We start from the raw sequence: 15,603 nt of genomic DNA, 5'->3' as shown, positions 1-15,603 counted from the left end.
AGCCAGGCTGGCGAGCTTCAATCTGCCATTGATCAACTTGAACGGCTCTGAATTCAGTATTTACCGGCATCATTGAAGGCGGTCAGCATTCAACAGGCGGGGGCATTTCATGATCGGCTGGCTTCGGGGCGAACGGATCCAGACCTGGGAGCAGGGAGGCCGCCGGGGCGTCGTGATCGCCTGTTCAGGGGTGGGGTACGAAGTTCAGCTGACCAAACGCGACCAGCAAGCTCAGATTGACGACAGCTGCACCGTCTGGGTCCATCAGGTTCAGCGAGACGACGGTTCGACGCTCTACGGATTCCCCCAGCAACGCGACCGTGATCTGTTCCGAACCCTGATCGCCGTGAATGGCGTCGGTCCTCAGATGGCTCTTTCCTTGCTCGATTGCTGCGCCGCACCGGAACTGGTGATGGCGATCATTGAGGGGGATCTAAAGCGGCTGACGCAGGCTCAGGGGGTCGGCAAGCGCACTGCTGAACGCATTGCCGTGGAACTCCGTGATCGGCTTGGCTCCTGGGCACCCGAGGCCAACGAGGCGTCTCTATCGCTGGTTGATCGCAGCGACGTGAAAGCGCTGCCGATCCAGCCTGAATCGCTGCAGGAACTGCAACTCACCCTCGAGACTCTCGGCTATGAGGACCTCGAGATCCGACGCGCCATGCGTGCTGTCGCCAGCGGTTCCGAGGTACCTAAAGACAACGACAATGAAGGATGGCTGCGCGCCAGTTTGCGTTGGCTCAGCGAATCGGCTTAACGGGACCGCGGGAAGGTAAGTTGGTTCTTTGCACTGTCAGGGCCAGACGCCGCGCATGTCGCTCGATACCACCGAAAAGCAGCAGCTGATCAACACCCATCAGACCCATGCCACCGATACCGGATCGGCTGAGGTTCAAGTGGCGATGCTGAGCGAGCGCATCTCAAAGCTCAGCAGCCACCTGCAGCAGAACAACCACGACTACTCCTCCCGTCAGGGGCTGTTGAAGATGATCGGTCGCCGCAAGCGCCTGCTCAGCTACGTGAGAGGCAAGAGTGAGCAGCGGTACAGCAGCCTCATCGCCAAACTGGGGATCCGCGGCTGAACCGCGTCCTGGAATCTGCATGAGTCATGGCTGAAAAGCGCGATCCTCTTCCTTTTGAACCGCGTCGTTCAGCCCCAGAGACCAGCCGGAATCAAGCGATTCCGAGAGAAGTGGCCAACCGCATGGCCCGACGCGTCGCCATTGCCACAGGGGTGCCTTCCGTGATGGGAATGGCCGTTTTTGTGATCAGCTACCTCGTGGTGAGTCGGGGCATTCTTGATGTACCGCCGAGCATCACCCTGCTGGGCTCGGGCTTCTTCTTCCTTTTGGGTCTGGTCGGCCTGAGCTACGGCGTGCTGTCGGCTAGCTGGGAACCACAGCCGGGAACATTTCTGGGTCTTGAGCATCTGAAGCCCAACCTGCAACGTCTGCGCAGCTCGATCAAAGCCCAGAAGCAGGCCTAATCGGATTCAGCGTCAACGCATCAACGGATCGCTGCAGCTGACGGTGAAAGCACTGTTCTGCAGATGTTGCTGAGCCGCGGCCACATCCTTGACGCAGAACTGGGGGCCAAGACGCACATAACGCACTTCGGGGCCTCGACGCACCGCTGCCACCACGGGAACACGGACACCCAGCTCATCCTGGTCAGGACGATGGGCCTGGAGACACTCTCTCAGCTTGTGCTGAACCGCCACATCTGAGGCCTGATCGGGGTCGAGCTCCACCAGAAGCAGACGCAAATCATCAATCGCGCGGCAGTCATCCACGATCAGCTGAACCCTTTCATCGCGTCGATCCACGGCGGCCCAGACCAGAAGCCTGGCCTCAGCCATCAGGTGATCGGAGAGCCTCGCATAACTTTTCGGGAACACCACGGCTTCACAGGACCCGGTGAGGTCCTCCAGCTGAAGAATGGCCATGCGGTCGCCTTTGCGCGTGGTGACCTGACGCATCTCACTCACCATCGCGATGGCGCTGACCTTCGCCTTGTCTGCTTGTTCTTCCAGGCTGGCCAGGCCGATCGGTGCCAGCAGACGGGCGGGTGCGGTGAGCTGCTTGAGCGGATGATCGGAGAGATAGAACCCAACCAGGTCTTTTTCCAGCTTCAGTTTTTCACTGGGGTGATAGTCCTTCACAGGAGCTGCCTTGGGAGCAAGGCTCAGGTCCGTGCCGGCATCAGTTTCATCCTCAGCAGGTGCCGCCATCAGATCAAACAGATTGCCCTGACCGCTGGCACGATCCCTTGCACGGGATCCGGCCCAATCGAGCAGAAGATCAAGATCGGCAATCAGTTGCGCGCGGTTGGCCCCTGGCTCCAGCGCATCGAGTGCGCCGCAGTGAATCAACGATTCCAGGCTGCGCCGGTTGAGCACACTGGAGGGAACCCGGTCACAGAGATCGGCGAGTGACTGGAACACGCCATCGGATTGCCTGGAGCGAATCAGGGCACGGATCGCACCGTCGCCGAGATTGCGCACCGCCGATAGCCCGAAGAGAATGCGGCTGTCCCTGGGGGTGAAGTCGGTGCCAGAGGCGTTCACATCCGGCGGCATCACTTCGATGCCCATGGCGTTGCAGTTGGAGATGTAACGCTGAACCTTGTCGCTGGCACCGGCATTCACCGTGAGCAGCGCTGCCATGTACGCCACTGGATAGTGCGCCTTGAGATAAGCGGTTTGGTACGTCACCGCTCCATAGGCCGTGGAGTGGCTCTTGTTGAAGCAGTACTCGGCGAACAGAACCATCTGGTCGAACAACTCGTCGGCGACCTTGGTGTCAACGCCGCGCTCCGTGGCTCCCTTCACAAAAATGCCGCGATGCTTCTGCATCTCCGAAACTTTTTTCTTGCCCATGGCACGACGCAACAGATCCGCCTCTCCAAGGGAGTAGCCGGCCAGGTCCTGCGCGATGCGCATGATCTGCTCCTGGTACACCATGATTCCGTAGGTCTCGGACAGAATCGGCTCCAGGGTGCTGTGAGCGAAGTCGATCGCTTCGCGGCCATGCTTGCGGTTGATGAACTTGGGAATCAGGCCAGCATCGAGTGGACCTGGTCGATAAAGCGCCAGGATCGAGGAGATGTCTTCCAGAGATGAGGGTTTCAGATCACGAACGATCTGGCGCATCCCTGTGGACTCGAGCTGAAAAATACCCTCGAGATCACCGCGGGCCAGAAGATCGAAAGTCCCCTCATCTTCAGGTGGCAATTGATCAGGGTCGATCCGTTGGCCACTGGTCTGCTCGACAAGCTCGAGGGTCTTGTCGATCATCGTGAGGTTTTTGAGACCAAGGAAGTCCATCTTGAGCAGACCCATCGACTCCACGTCTTCCATGAAGTACTGGGTGATCACCTGACCATCGTTGTTGCGCTGAAGAGGGACCAGTTCGTCGAGGGGATCAGCTGCAATCACCACGCCAGCGGCATGAACGCCGAATGTTTTGTTGGTTCCTTCGATGCGCATGGCCATGTCGACCCAGCGCTTCACGATGGGATCCTTCTCGTAGCGCTCCTTGAAGTCGGGATTCGGCGACTCATCGCCGATCATGGCTTTGAGTTTGGCGGGCTTGCCTCTGACCACTGGGATCAGCTTGGCCAGACGGTCCGCATCTCCGTAGGGAATATCGAGGACGCGGGCCACATCCTTCAACACGGCCTTCGAGGTCATGCGGTTGAACGTGATGATCTGAGCCACCTTTTCATCGCCGTAGCGGCGCGTGACGTAATCGATCACCTCGCCGCGGCGCTCAATGCAGAAGTCGGTGTCGATATCAGGCATCGACTTGCGTTCCGGATTGAGAAAACGCTCGAACAACAGACCGTTGCTCACGGGATCAATGTTGGTGATTCCAAGGGCGTAGGCCACCAGTGAGCCTGCGGCCGAGCCACGACCGGGGCCCACAGGAATGCTCTGTTCCCGAGCGAAGCGGATGTAATCCCAGACGACCAGGAAATAGGTGGGAAAGCCCATCTGTTCCATGATCTTGAGTTCGTGCACCATCCGCTCGGCGTACACCTCCTCGATGGTGTCTGCCGGTGTCAGACCGAGACGGGCACGCAGGCCCTGCTCGGTGACCTCACGCAGATAGGTCACAGGAGTGTGGCCATCCGGAATCGGGAAACGGGGCATCTGATAGCGGCCCAGGATGTCGTAGTCCTCGACTTTGTCTGCAACGGCAACGGTGTTGGCAATCGCTTCCTGCACCACCTCAGGCTCGAGATGATCAGCGAAGAGATGGCCCATCTCCTCCTCCGATTTGAGGTATTCGGTGCCGGTGTAGCGAAGACGCTTTTCGTCGCTGATCAGTTTGCCCGTGAGCACGCACAACAGGGCGTCATGGGCCTCAACATCATTACGGGTGAGGTAGTGAGCGTCGTTGGTGGCAACAACCTTGATGCCCAGTTCGCGGGCGATCTTGACGATCTCCACATTGACGATGCGATCCTCCGGCGATCCGTGATCTTGAATCTCCAGGTAGAAGTCGTCACCGAAAACGCTCTGGTACCAGCGAGCAACATCGCGGGCCACATCCGGTCGTTCGCGCATGATGGCCTGAGGAACCTCTCCGCCCAGGCAGGCTGTGGCAACGATCAGGCCTTCGGAATACTGAGCGAGCAGATGCTTATCAACGCAGGCGCGTGAAAAAATTCCACGGCCGCGCATGCCACGCAGGTGACTGATGCTGGTGAGCTTGACGAGATTGCGATATCCGACGGCATTCTTGGCAAGCACCACCAGGTGATATCGACGTTCTTTCTTGGGCTGTGGGTCATCAATCGAACCGTTGATGACATACATCTCGTTGCCGATGATCGGCTTCACACCACTGCCCTTACAGAGCTTGAGCAGCTCCACAGCGCCGTACATCACCCCATGATCGGTGAGTGCCAATGCCGGCATTCCCAGCTCCTTGGCACGCTTCACCATCTGAGGCAGCTGGGAAGCACCATCCAGCAGGCTGTAGTCGCTGTGGTTGTGAAGAGGGACGAATGCCATGCACCCAGCCTAGGTGCATGCGCAAGATGCAGTGCACACGCAACCCAGCCAACACCAGATGCAGTGCCGCCCAGGCGATAAGTCTGGTGTCAAGCAGGGACCAGACCCGCTTCCGGCCTGGACTTCATCACATCGGCCGCGCGCTCGTACTGATGAGCCACCTGCAGCAGACGGGGCTCCTCCAGCACATTGCCGATGAGTTGAACACCGATCGGCAGACCACCGGCATCGAAGCCGCAGGGCACGCTGATGGCCGGCAGACCGGCGAGGTTGGCCGGAATGGTGAGCAGATCCGATAAGTACATGGCCAGGGGATCATCGGCATGGGCACCGTTCTTGAAGGCGGTGCTGGGAGCCGTGGGCGTCAACAGCACATCCACCGACTGAAAAGCCGAGTCGAAATCGCGCCGGATCAGCGTTCTCACCTGCTGCGCTTTCTTGTAATAAGCGTCGACATAACCAGCTGACAGGGCATAGGTCCCGATCAGGATTCGGCGTTGCACCTCACTGCCGAACCCCTCCGCACGACTTCTGGCCGTCATGGCAGCCAGAGATGCTGCATCCTCGGCCCGATAGCCATACTTCACGCCGTCGTAGCGGGCGAGATTGGCCGATGCCTCCGAGGGGGCGATCACGTAATACGTGGCGATGCCATCGTTGAAGCGGGGGCAGCTCACGTCCACCAGTTCGGCACCGAGAGCCTTGAGCTGATCCGCTGCCGCCAGCACCGACGCCTTCACCTGCGGGTCCAATCCGTCCTGGTCAAAGCACTCGGTGACCAGACCGACCCGCAACCCCTTGATCGGAGCGGCAAGGCCAGCGGAATAGTCAGGAACAGGAACATCCAGGCAGGTCGAATCGCGAGGATCAGCTCCTGCCATGACCTGCAACAGTTCGGCGGCATCCGCCACGGATGTGGTGAAAGGCCCCACCTGATCCAGGGAGCTGGCAAACGCCACCAGGCCATAGCGACTCACGCGTCCGTAGGTGGGCTTGAGACCAACCACCCCGCAGAAGGATGCGGGCTGACGAATCGAACCACCGGTGTCGGAGCCGATGGAGGCCAGACATTCTCCGGCGGCTACAGCGGCTGCACTGCCACCGGAGCTGCCACCCGGCACGTGCTCGGGATTCCAGGGATTGGCGGTGGCTCCAAATGCGGACGTTTCGGTTGAGCCACCCATGGCGAATTCGTCCAGGTTGGTCTTGCCCAGAAGAACTGCTCCGGAGGCCCACAGCCGGTCAGTCACCGTGGATTCATAGGGAGGCACGAACTGCTCGAGCATGCGACTGGAGCAGGTGGTGCGAACGCCCCTGGTGCAGAGATTGTCCTTGATGCCAAGGGGGATCCCAGCCAGTGGAGGGAGATCCTCACCGGCACGTCGAGCCTCGTCAATGCGATCGGCATCCTGACGGGCACGCTCTGCCGTGACTTCAAGGAAAGCATGAACGCTGGGGTCGACCGCATCAATCCTGGCCAGGTGATGGTCGGTGAGTTCCCTCGCGGACACCTCCCCGTTTGCCAGTTGCTGACGCCATTCGGCGATCGCCATGGTCAGGATTTGCGTGCAGCTGAGACGCTATCAGTCAGATGCGTTCGCATCGACTGACTCAGCCCTGGGATTCAATCGTGAACGGTTCGGAACGGCGACAGCGCACCAGTGAATGATCGAGTGAAGCGGGCGATTCCGAGGACACATCACTCAGAAAAGCGGGAAGCTCTCGCTCCAGAGTGGAGCGGCGCACGAAAGGACCGAACCAGTAGGTGACATCTGGACCATGGGTCTGAACCCTGGCCCACCAAGCCATGCCTAGACCGTTGGCAAGTGAGCGCATCGGTCGGTTCAGAGGGCCCATGGCGGAGCGATAAAGACAAAGTCATTGTGCACTGATTCAACGTTGGTGGAAGAATTCCAGCCATCGCTGTTCCGAGTCCCTGAAGTTCGCCGCACGGCGGTCAGAGATCGATGCTGCCTTCAAAGGGTGCTTCGGCGGTCTGCGGCAGACGTTCAAGTTGCAGATCAATGCCTGGAGTCTCGGGCGGCACTTGGGAGGAATCAGGCTCACTGGACGGCTGCATCCCAGCGGTCTCGGATTCCTCCGACGGTGCTGCAGTCCCGATCTTTGAGACCTCAATCTGCTCTGAAGGCTCTGATGGCGGCGGGGACAGCTGAGGACGAACGATGCGAGGAGATGGGTTCTGGCCCTTAAGGCCCTTCATCCAGCCTCGGCGTGCCACTTCATAGAGACAGAGAGCGGTCGCAACCGAAGCATTCAGGCTTGGCGTGACACCCCGCAATGGGATGCGAATCAACTGATCGCAATGGCGACGGGTGAGCATGGACAGCCCCTGGCCCTCAGAACCCGTGACCACCACGAGCGGACCTTCCAGATCAACTTCCTCAAGGGTCTGATCACCTTCCTCGGCAAGACCAACCACGCGATAGCCAGCATCTTTGAGGGTTTCCAGGGAGCGGTTGAGGTTGACCACCCGCGCGACAGGCAGATGTTCCAATGCACCAGCTGCAACTTTGGCCACGGATCCCGTCAGGCCTGCACTGCGGCGCTGAGGCAGAACCACTCCATGGGCTCCTAGGGCTTCAGCTGATCGAACGATCGCACCAAGATTGTGAGGATCGGTGAGACCATCCAGAGCCAGCAGCAGTGGTGGTTCATTGAGCTCACTGCAGCCATCGATCAAATCAGGAAGATTCAAGGTGTCCGCTGCAGCGGTCTGCAGCGCGATTCCCTGATGGACAGCACCACCGGTCATCTGAGCTAGACGCGCCCAGGTGACTTCCTCCACCAGAACTCCGGAAGCCTTGGCATCCCGGAGAAGCTGCATGAATTTGGGAGCACTTCGCATCTCACTGGTGCACCAGATGCGATGGATCGGCCGGCCGGCCTCCAGTGCCGCCTGCGTGGCATGCCGGCCCCAGAGCAGATCATCAGCGACAGGATCAGCACCATGGGGAGTTGCTTCTCCGCGGGGCTGGTCATCAGCCTGACGGTCTTGGCGCTCGCCGCGGCCAGGGCGAATGCTGCGGGCATCGCCATCACTGAAGCGGCGAGCTCCAGGACGACGGTCTGGGAATCGCCTCGCATCAGAACGATGCCCTTTAAAGCGCTGATCTCCATCCCGGCGCTCGTCAGGGCGCCGTCCTTCGAAACGGCGGTCTCCCTCACGGCGGTCACCCTCGCGGCGGTCTTCAAAGCGCTTTGAATTGAAACGCCGATCATCAGAACGGCGGTCTCCATCGCGGCGGTCTCCATCACGGCGGTCACCCTCGCGGCGGTCTTCGAAGCGGCGACCTTCAAAACGCCGATCACCCTGACGACGGTCTTCAAAGCGACGATCATCCGGACGGCGTTGTTCAAAGCGCCGGTCCCCATCACGGCGATCGCCTCGACCAGGAGGTCTTGATGCATCTCTGGGACCGCCGCGAAATGCACCATTCCGAGACGGTCCGCGTCCTCGAAACTCACCATCACGCGATCCACGCCAGGGCGTATCACCCCGGCTGTCATCTCCATCCCGCCGGCGGAATCCTGTCGGGCTGCCATCCACTCTTGGGCGACGACCACGGGGCCCACCGCGAGACGGTCGACCGCCTGCGGAATCACCACCACGGGAGGAACGAGCGGGGCGGCGATCAAAACGGGAGCTCATGGGATCGATGGTTATGACAGGGCGGATTCGGTCTCCTCGAGTCGATCCAGAAGCTGGGCAAGCCGCGTCGGATTCTGCAGAAAGAGCCAGCCAACCATTGTCTCAAACCCCGTGGCCTTTCCATAGGCCGCAGGGTCTGCACCGCGTGGGCCGCGGCCGGCACGATTGCGGCCACGACGCACAAGATCCTTCTCCTCCTCAGTCAGCCAGGGCTCAAGACGTTTCAAGGCAGCCGCCTGTGCATCGGCCCGAACCTCGGCCACCACCGCTCGGTGCAGATCCTTGGAACGGCCAGCCTGCCGGCAGTGCCGCAAACGCTGATGCAGCTCCCAGACAGCATCTCCGAGCCAGGCAAGCTGCAAGGGCCCGAGATCAGTGGAACCTGCCGGAAGAGCGTTTTGAAGCCGGATCCAGTCGCTCAAGCAGCCAGCTGGGTGTAGGCCGTCTCCAGATCATTCACCAGATGAAGGAACGATTCCAGTCGGACCAGTTTCACGGTCTGGGTCACACGGGCATTGCCAACCACTACGAAGCTGCGCTTGGCGTCTTTGCATTGTTTGGCCAGCTGCACCAGGGCGCCGAGACCGGAGGAATCGAGAAAGTCGATTTTGCTCAGATCAAAGACAGCCGGGAAGGCATTGGCCTTCAAAACATCCATCACGTAAGTGATGAACTGCTTTTCGGAGTAGGCATCCAGCTGGCCAGTGAAGTGAAACACCAGGCAGCCATCCTTCTGCTCAAAACCTCCACGGAGAGAAACCGTCAGTCGCTGCAGTTCAGTGATGGGACCAGACCCCCCATGTTGCGTCGTCGTCGTGCGAAGTGTAGTGATGCTCCAACGGACAGACCACGCATCAACGTCGATCTGACATCAGCGAAACGAAACGGGCAAAATGATGGTCGGCATCGTGAGGTCCAGGACTTGCTTCAGGGTGATATTGCACCCCAAACAGCGGCTGCTGGCGATGGGCCATTGCTGCAACGGTGCGGTCGTTGAGATTGAGATGAGTCACCTCGATGCTGTCGGCCGGGAGACTGGCTGCATCCAGGGCAAAACCATGGTTCTGACTGGTGATCTCAACCTGGCCAGTGGTGCCGCATGGATGGTTGAGACCGCGATGCCCATAGCCGAGCTTGAAGGTGGTGCCCCCCATGGCCAGTCCAAGAATCTGATGGCCGAGGCAGATGCCGAATAAAGGGAGATCCCGCTGCTGAATCAGACCGCGAGCCAGAGTGATCCCATCACTGACGGCAGCCGGATCACCCGGTCCGTTGGAGAGAAACACACCCTCAGGCTTGCAATCCAGCACGCTCTGCAGGTCTGTCGATGCCGGCATGACGGTCACATCACAACCATGACTGACCAATCGATCGAGGATGGCGCGCTTGATGCCGAAATCGATCGCGATGACGCGATACGGACTCTGCGGCCGGCCGCTCTGCAAGCGTCGGTCGAAATCAACCGCACAGGTAGCGCTCCAGGCGTAGGAGGTGCTTGTCGAAACCGTGTCGGCGAGATTCAAGCCTTCCATCGAGGGTGCTGAACGCACCACCTCAAGCAGCTCAGCCGGCGAGCGTCCGTCGGAGCTGATCACACCATTCATGGCGCCTGTTTCACGCAGATGGCGAACCAGGGCGCGGGTGTCGATGCCCTGAATGCCGACAACTCCATGGGCCACCAACCAGTCCTGGAGACTTTGACGAGAGCGCCAGTTGCTCGCCACCGGAGACAACTGCCTGGCGATCAGACCTTGAGCATGCGGCTGATCTGCCTCCTGATCATCGGGATTGACCCCTGTGTTTCCCAGTTCCGGGTAGGTGAACGTAACCAGCTGTCCGGAATAGCTGGGGTCGGTCATCACCTCCTGGTACCCGGTCATGCCGGTGTTGAAAACAACCTCACCGACCACGCTGCCGCCAGCGCCACAGGGCACACCGGAGAAGACAGTGCCATCGGCCAGCACCAGCCATGCCGACTCACTGGATGAAGCAGTCATCAGCAGACGAATCCCCTCAACAATGCTGGAACCCTCATCCTCCCTCGGCGGGGGTCAGCCCCTGGCGCAATTGCTCAAGACGCTTCCAGGCAAGGCCATCACCGAGAGCCGAAAGAGCTCGCTGCGCACCAGATTTCAGATCCATCTCCACACCGGCCACCCAAAGCACCAGAGCGCAGTTGAAAGCAACCACATCGGCCTGGGCTTGAGTGCCGCGCCCCTGGAGTAGATCACTGAGGATCGCCTGATTGCGGGCAAGATCACCGCCACGCAGCGCTTCGAGCGGTGCCTCCTGAAGTCCGAGATCTCCAGGTGAGATGAATTCTGAACGCAGCTCTCCATTTTCAAGAATGCGCAGGGCGTTGGGTCCGGCCAGTGACGCTTCATCCAGACCACCGGCACCGTGAACCACAACGGCTCGCTCCTGGCGAAGACTCTGGAGTGCCTCCGCCATCGGATCCAGCAGATCTTCGGTGGCCACACCCAGCACCTGACCATTGGGTCGCAGGGGGTTCACGAGAGGTCCCAGCAGATTGAACACCGTGCGCACGCCCAGACTGCGGCGAAGTGGAGCCAGGTTCACCAGAGCTGGATGCCATGCCGGCGCAAACAGAAAGGTCACTCCGGCCTGAGAGAGAGCATCCACCACCTGAGCCGCTGGTGCCTGCAGATGCAAGCCGAGCCCTTCGAGCACATCCGCTGAGCCAACCTTGCCGCTGGCACTTCGATTGCCGTGCTTGGCCACGTGGGCACCGCAGGCGGCGGCTGTGAAAGCCACGGCAGTGGAGATGTTGAAGGTGTCCGCACCATCGCCCCCAGTGCCACAGGTATCCACCATCAGCAGGTCCGGCCTTGCCCCCGGCAGAGGACAGGCTTCACGCAACACCGCTGCCATGGCACCGAGTTCTCCGCCGTTGACACCCCGTGCCCGTATGGCGGCCAAAAATGCCCCTGTTTGCACAGGCGTGAGTTCCTCGGAGAGCCAGGCTCTCATCAATGCCGCTGCCTGATCAGGAACGAGCACTCCGCCGTTGAGCAGAAGCTCAAGTGTCTGAGGCCAGGAAAAAGATGCGGAGACCATGGGAAGAGAGGCCTGGAGCCTGGAGATCGACGGACAGAAAAAAGCCCGGGTGCAGATGCACTCCGGGCCGGGTGATGGGGACCTCAACACTATCCCTTAAAAAGGATGCGATGGCCAGTTCAACGCCAATCTCAACGCTTACCGGAGCACTGCGCTCTCCTGAGCATCCGCTCAATGCCTAGGTTGTTCGTTGTTCAGGGTTCGCGATGGCCGCTTTCCGCCTCGATCTGATCGGCCGCTACCTGAAGCCCCATCGCCGCACGGTGCTGATGGGTGCGATCGCTCTGGTCATCGTGAACATCCTCAGCGTCACCATCCCGCTCGAGGTTCGGCGGGTGATTGATGACCTTCAGGAGGGTTTCGCCTTCTCCGATGTGCTTGCCCAGGCGGGCTGGATCGTGCTGCTCGCCACGAGCATGGGAGTGGTGAGGCTGATCTCACGCCAGTTGGTCTTCGGAGTCGGGCGTCAGGTGGAGGTTGAGCTTCGTCAGAAGCTGTTTGATCAGATGCTGCAACAGGAGCCCGGATGGGTTCAGCAAACGGGCAGTGGTGAGGTGATCAGCCGTGCCACCAGCGATGTTGAAAACGTTCGTCGGCTACTTGGTTTTGCAGTGCTCAGCCTGACGAACACCGTTCTGGCCTACGCCTTCACGCTGCCGGCCATGCTGGCGATTGATCCCGGTCTGACCATTGCTGCAATCTCCCTCTATCCGGTGATGCTCGGCGCCGTTCGCCTGTTCGGGGGGCGAATGATGCGCGAACAGCGTCGCCAGCAGGAAGCGCTGGCAGGTCTCAGTGAACTCATTCAGGAAGACCTGTCAGGCATCGCAGCCATCAAGATCTACAGCCAGGAACAACAGGAACTGAATGCCTTCAGTTCTCGCAACCGCGGTTACCGCGACACCGCCATCCAGCTGGCACGCACACGCAGCACCCTCTTCCCATTGCTCGAGGGCATCTCGTCCATCTCCCTGCTGTTGCTGCTTGCACTTGGCAGTGGGCAGCTCCAGCAGGGCACCCTGTCGATCGGTGGCCTGGTCGCCCTGATCCTTTACGTGGAGCGACTGGTGTTTCCCACCGCCCTGCTGGGCTTCACGCTCAATACATTTCAAACCGGACAGGTCAGCCTGGAACGTGTCGAGGAACTGCTGTCGCGACAACCGCTGATCCGTGATCCGATCGAACCAGAGCATCTGGAACTGCCTGTGCGCGGAGAGCTGGAGGCTCGCAACCTGCACATCCGCTACGACGGATCCGATTGCGACACCCTGGACGGCCTGAGTTTCCAGATTCACTCAGGCGAACTGGTGGCCGTTGTCGGTCCAGTCGGATGTGGCAAGACCACGTTGGCCCGCGCTCTGGGCCGCATGGTGGAAGTGCCCGCCAATCAGCTGTTCCTGGATGGGCATGACCTCACCAACGTGCGACTGAATGACCTGCGTGAACAGATCGCCCTTGTTCCCCAGGAGGGCTACTTGTTTACCAGCAGCCTGGCGGACAACCTGCGCTACGGCGAACCCGAAGCTGAGATCGAACGGGTTGAAGCAGCAGCGGAACAGGCCCGCCTGTTGGGAGATGTGCGCGGATTTCCCGATGGCATGAACACGCTTGTCGGAGAACGGGGAATCACGCTCAGTGGAGGCCAGAGGCAACGCACCGCACTGGGCAGGGCTTTGCTGCTGAAAGCTCCTGTACTGGTCCTGGACGATGCACTGGCGAGCGTCGACAACAACACCGCAGCTGAGATTCTCGCTTCAGTCCGACGCCAGACACAACGCACGATTGTGATGATCAGCCATCAACTGTCGGCAGCCGCGGCATGCGACAGGATCCTGGTGCTGGATCAGGGACGGTTGGTGCAGCAGGGGCACCATTCCGATCTGATCAAGGAACAGGGTCTCTATCGCAGTTTGTGGGAACGGGAACAGGCCGCGGAACGGCTGGAATCGGCGGCCTGACGCAAAGGTTGCGCAACGAACGGGCGACAAACCCTGGTGCCTCGGCTTAGCTGGAGTCTCTGCTGCCGAACCATGAAGTCAGGAACCCCATTCTCGGTCCGCTGCACCCTGACGTTCGGGGATATCTACGGGCAGATCCTGGCCTGGATGGCTGTGATTTTTGTGAGCCTGGCAGCGGGGCTGGCTCTGATGGGGTCTTCACGGCCGGTGTTTGCCCTGGTGGGAGTCGGCTTGATTCTCGTGCTCAGCGTTCCGTTTCTGCTGTTCGCCTTCGTCACCACGCTGCTCAACCACATCCGCCTGGATCCGATGACATCTGCCTAGGGTTGCGACACAGACAAGGATGTGATGCTGCCCAACTGGCTAACGGGTTCTCAGCAAGGACAATCAGACGGCAACGCTGACGAACGTCACGTTGTGCTCGGAACGCCACTCAAGGCTCCCCTGATGGAAGACCAGGAGGAAATTGTTTTTGGCTGCGGATGCTTCTGGGGTGCTGAAAAGGGTTTTTGGCGGTTACCGGGTGTTGTCTCCACAGCCGTGGGTTATGCCGGTGGCCAGACTCCAGCGCCAAGCTACGAGCAGGTCTGCAGCGGACGGACTGGTCACACCGAAGTGGTGCGCGTGGTCTACAGCACCCCCGCCATCGACGTCAGCGACCTGCTCAAGCTGTTCTGGGAATGCCATGACCCCACGCAAGGGGACCGCCAGGGCAATGACCAGGGCAGCCAGTATCGATCTGCGATCTACACGACCACCAGTCGGCAAATGCAACTGGCCCTGGCCAGTCGCGACTGGTACCAGCAGGCTCTGACTCAGGCCGAACGGGACAGCATCACAACCGAAATCGCAGCCGACCGAACCTTCCATTTCGCCGAGACTTACCACCAGCAATATCTGGCGCGACCCGGCAGCAGGCCCTACTGCTCCGCCATGCCCACAGGGATCAGCCTCGGTGCCTTTGATGGAGCCGACTATCACTTGCCCACTCAGGTCTGGAGCCATTACGACTGGACCATCAGTCACTGCGTCCTGCGTGGTGACAACAGTCCGATTCCGCTGCAGACATGAATGACTCACTTCCCGACAGGGTGGTGATCGCCGTCATCGCTCTGACGGTGATCCTGGTCTTCTCGATGGCCTTTGCTCTGAGACCAAGGCCGGATCATGAGCGTCCGTTTCTCTGGCGTGACCCTTCTCCCGCTCCTCCTGCACAGGTCAGCGCTCCCCTTCTGAGAGGAACGCTGGCGATCTGACCACTCCCTTCCCTCTGATCAAACCGACCTGGCAAGGTTGGTAGCGACTGGACTCCTCGCGCGGCGTGCCAACCATTCCCGAGCCGAAGCCCCCTCGTCGTCTGCATCCACTGCCGAGTGGCCTTGTGGAGCTCTATGGCCTGATTGCTGTGCTGGTGGTGCTGATTCCAGAGTGGATCGCAGATGGCACCCTGAGTCTCGGGAACAACAAACGACGCTCCAATCTGCCGATTGCCTCCAGAGCCTGGAGGACTCTGCCTGAACTGCAACTGGCCTCCATGAACCTGGTGGCGTTGCGTCAGCTGGGCAGACAACTGCGACTTTGGGGGTATGCGGGCGACAGCCGTGACAGGCTCACAACAAGACTGCTGACACGCATCAAGCGACACACGAAGAGCGGGAATGCCTTGTGATAGCTTGCATCTGCCGTCGGGGCGTGGCGCAGCTTGGTAGCGCACTACTTTGGGGTAGTAGGGGTCGTGGGTTCAAATCCCGCCGCTCCGATGTCACAGTCCAATCAATCAACTAGACCCCTCAATTGAGGGGTCTTTTTTTTGCTGTTCCCTGCAATCTGGCCAAAGTCAGCAACAACAATTCCGATCAAAAGCAGTGAAGACGTCT

16 protein-coding genes and 1 tRNA gene are annotated in these 15,603 nt (G+C 60.0%); 9 read left to right on the top strand and 8 right to left on the bottom strand.

The window, feature by feature from the left end:
- The first annotated feature begins 109 nt into the window (after positions 1-109).
- From ruvA to AC6EI9_RS02295, 3 genes are read left to right on the top strand one after another with little or no spacing between them, the layout of a single operon-like run.
- Entirely contained in the window at positions 110-757 is a 648-nt protein-coding gene (ruvA, locus tag AC6EI9_RS02305) for a Holliday junction branch migration protein RuvA (protein ID WP_498468874.1), read from the top strand.
- A 55-nt stretch (positions 758-812) separates the two neighbouring features.
- Positions 813-1,082: a 30S ribosomal protein S15 gene (gene rpsO / locus AC6EI9_RS02300; RefSeq protein WP_067097939.1), complete on the top strand. Its 270-nt coding sequence runs from the start codon at positions 813-815 to the stop codon at positions 1,080-1,082.
- A 26-nt stretch (positions 1,083-1,108) separates the two neighbouring features.
- Positions 1,109-1,486 (top strand): PAM68 family protein, encoded by a 378-nt coding sequence (locus tag AC6EI9_RS02295; RefSeq protein WP_498468873.1) that lies wholly within the window; start codon positions 1,109-1,111, stop codon positions 1,484-1,486.
- Between the two features lie 12 nt (positions 1,487-1,498).
- On the opposite strand, the gene AC6EI9_RS02290 is transcribed toward AC6EI9_RS02295, so the two are convergent.
- From AC6EI9_RS02290 to trpD, 8 genes are all read right to left on the bottom strand, one after another.
- Positions 1,499-5,020, bottom strand: a complete 3,522-nt coding sequence (locus AC6EI9_RS02290; RefSeq protein WP_498468872.1) for a DNA polymerase III subunit alpha — start codon at positions 5,018-5,020, stop codon at positions 1,499-1,501.
- Positions 5,021-5,109: 89 nt separating this feature from the next.
- Positions 5,110-6,573 carry an Asp-tRNA(Asn)/Glu-tRNA(Gln) amidotransferase subunit GatA gene (gene gatA, locus AC6EI9_RS02285; protein ID WP_498468871.1) on the bottom strand — a complete coding sequence of 488 codons (1,464 nt, stop codon included), beginning with the start codon at positions 6,571-6,573 and terminating at the stop codon, positions 5,110-5,112.
- Between the two features lie 58 nt (positions 6,574-6,631).
- Positions 6,632-6,877, bottom strand: a complete 246-nt coding sequence (locus AC6EI9_RS02280; protein WP_186489003.1) for a DUF1816 domain-containing protein — start codon at positions 6,875-6,877, stop codon at positions 6,632-6,634.
- 100 nt (positions 6,878-6,977) lie between these two features.
- A complete protein-coding gene (rlmB, locus tag AC6EI9_RS02275) occupies positions 6,978-8,690 on the bottom strand; it encodes a 23S rRNA (guanosine(2251)-2'-O)-methyltransferase RlmB (RefSeq protein ID WP_498468870.1) in 1,713 nt (570 codons plus the stop codon).
- A gap of 11 nt (positions 8,691-8,701) precedes the next feature.
- Entirely contained in the window at positions 8,702-9,112 is a 411-nt protein-coding gene (locus AC6EI9_RS02270; RefSeq protein ID WP_498468869.1) for a ribonuclease III domain-containing protein, read from the bottom strand.
- Positions 9,109-9,456, bottom strand: coding sequence for an STAS domain-containing protein (locus tag AC6EI9_RS02265; protein WP_074160780.1), 348 nt, complete (start codon positions 9,454-9,456; stop codon positions 9,109-9,111). The genes AC6EI9_RS02270 and AC6EI9_RS02265 overlap by 4 nt, the downstream gene beginning before the upstream one ends.
- 88 nt (positions 9,457-9,544) lie before the next feature.
- Positions 9,545-10,687 (bottom strand): glutamine-hydrolyzing carbamoyl-phosphate synthase small subunit, encoded by a 1,143-nt coding sequence (gene carA, locus AC6EI9_RS02260; RefSeq protein ID WP_498468868.1) that lies wholly within the window; start codon positions 10,685-10,687, stop codon positions 9,545-9,547.
- Between the two features lie 34 nt (positions 10,688-10,721).
- Positions 10,722-11,768 carry an anthranilate phosphoribosyltransferase gene (gene trpD / locus AC6EI9_RS02255; RefSeq protein ID WP_498468867.1) on the bottom strand — a complete coding sequence of 349 codons (1,047 nt, stop codon included), beginning with the start codon at positions 11,766-11,768 and terminating at the stop codon, positions 10,722-10,724.
- A gap of 206 nt (positions 11,769-11,974) precedes the next feature.
- Between trpD and AC6EI9_RS02250 the strand changes: the two genes are divergently transcribed.
- From AC6EI9_RS02250 to AC6EI9_RS02225, 6 genes are all read left to right on the top strand, one after another.
- On the top strand, positions 11,975-13,726 hold the full coding sequence (locus AC6EI9_RS02250; RefSeq protein ID WP_498468866.1) for an ABC transporter ATP-binding protein: 1,752 nt from the start codon (positions 11,975-11,977) through the stop codon (positions 13,724-13,726).
- A 72-nt stretch (positions 13,727-13,798) separates the two neighbouring features.
- A complete protein-coding gene (locus AC6EI9_RS02245; protein WP_498468865.1) occupies positions 13,799-14,050 on the top strand; it encodes a hypothetical protein in 252 nt (83 codons plus the stop codon).
- Between the two features lie 24 nt (positions 14,051-14,074).
- Positions 14,075-14,797 carry a peptide-methionine (S)-S-oxide reductase MsrA gene (msrA, locus tag AC6EI9_RS02240; RefSeq protein ID WP_498468864.1) on the top strand — a complete coding sequence of 241 codons (723 nt, stop codon included), beginning with the start codon at positions 14,075-14,077 and terminating at the stop codon, positions 14,795-14,797.
- Entirely contained in the window at positions 14,794-14,982 is a 189-nt protein-coding gene (locus AC6EI9_RS02235) for a hypothetical protein (protein ID WP_498468863.1), read from the top strand. The genes msrA and AC6EI9_RS02235 overlap by 4 nt, the downstream gene beginning before the upstream one ends.
- Positions 14,983-15,047: 65 nt before the next feature.
- A complete protein-coding gene (locus tag AC6EI9_RS02230; protein ID WP_498468861.1) occupies positions 15,048-15,395 on the top strand; it encodes a hypothetical protein in 348 nt (115 codons plus the stop codon).
- Between the two features lie 17 nt (positions 15,396-15,412).
- Positions 15,413-15,486, top strand: a tRNA-Pro gene (locus AC6EI9_RS02225).
- The last annotated feature ends 117 nt before the right edge of the window (positions 15,487-15,603 follow it).

The sequence above is a fragment of the Synechococcus sp. MIT2312 genome (assembly GCF_059772315.1).
Note: the sequence above shows the minus strand (reverse complement) of the source record. Positions and strands in the feature narration are given on the sequence as shown.

What these genes read in the sequence shown, in the direction of transcription:
- ruvA (WP_498468874.1), top strand. Translation starts at nt 110, where the DNA reads ATGATCGGCTGGCTTCGGGGCGAACGGATCCAGACCTGGGAGCAGGGA.
- rpsO (WP_067097939.1), top strand. Translation starts at nt 813, where the DNA reads ATGTCGCTCGATACCACCGAAAAGCAGCAGCTGATCAACACCCATCAG.
- AC6EI9_RS02295 (WP_498468873.1), top strand. Translation starts at nt 1,109, where the DNA reads ATGGCTGAAAAGCGCGATCCTCTTCCTTTTGAACCGCGTCGTTCAGCC.
- AC6EI9_RS02290 (WP_498468872.1), bottom strand. Translation starts at nt 5,020, where the DNA reads ATGGCATTCGTCCCTCTTCACAACCACAGCGACTACAGCCTGCTGGAT.
- gatA (WP_498468871.1), bottom strand. Translation starts at nt 6,573, where the DNA reads ATGGCGATCGCCGAATGGCGTCAGCAACTGGCAAACGGGGAGGTGTCC.
- AC6EI9_RS02280 (WP_186489003.1), bottom strand. Translation starts at nt 6,877, where the DNA reads ATGGGCCCTCTGAACCGACCGATGCGCTCACTTGCCAACGGTCTAGGC.
- rlmB (WP_498468870.1), bottom strand. Translation starts at nt 8,690, where the DNA reads ATGAGCTCCCGTTTTGATCGCCGCCCCGCTCGTTCCTCCCGTGGTGGT.
- carA (WP_498468868.1), bottom strand. Translation starts at nt 10,687, where the DNA reads ATGACTGCTTCATCCAGTGAGTCGGCATGGCTGGTGCTGGCCGATGGC.
- trpD (WP_498468867.1), bottom strand. Translation starts at nt 11,768, where the DNA reads ATGGTCTCCGCATCTTTTTCCTGGCCTCAGACACTTGAGCTTCTGCTC.
- AC6EI9_RS02250 (WP_498468866.1), top strand. Translation starts at nt 11,975, where the DNA reads ATGGCCGCTTTCCGCCTCGATCTGATCGGCCGCTACCTGAAGCCCCAT.
- AC6EI9_RS02245 (WP_498468865.1), top strand. Translation starts at nt 13,799, where the DNA reads ATGAAGTCAGGAACCCCATTCTCGGTCCGCTGCACCCTGACGTTCGGG.
- msrA (WP_498468864.1), top strand. Translation starts at nt 14,075, where the DNA reads ATGCTGCCCAACTGGCTAACGGGTTCTCAGCAAGGACAATCAGACGGC.
- AC6EI9_RS02235 (WP_498468863.1), top strand. Translation starts at nt 14,794, where the DNA reads ATGAATGACTCACTTCCCGACAGGGTGGTGATCGCCGTCATCGCTCTG.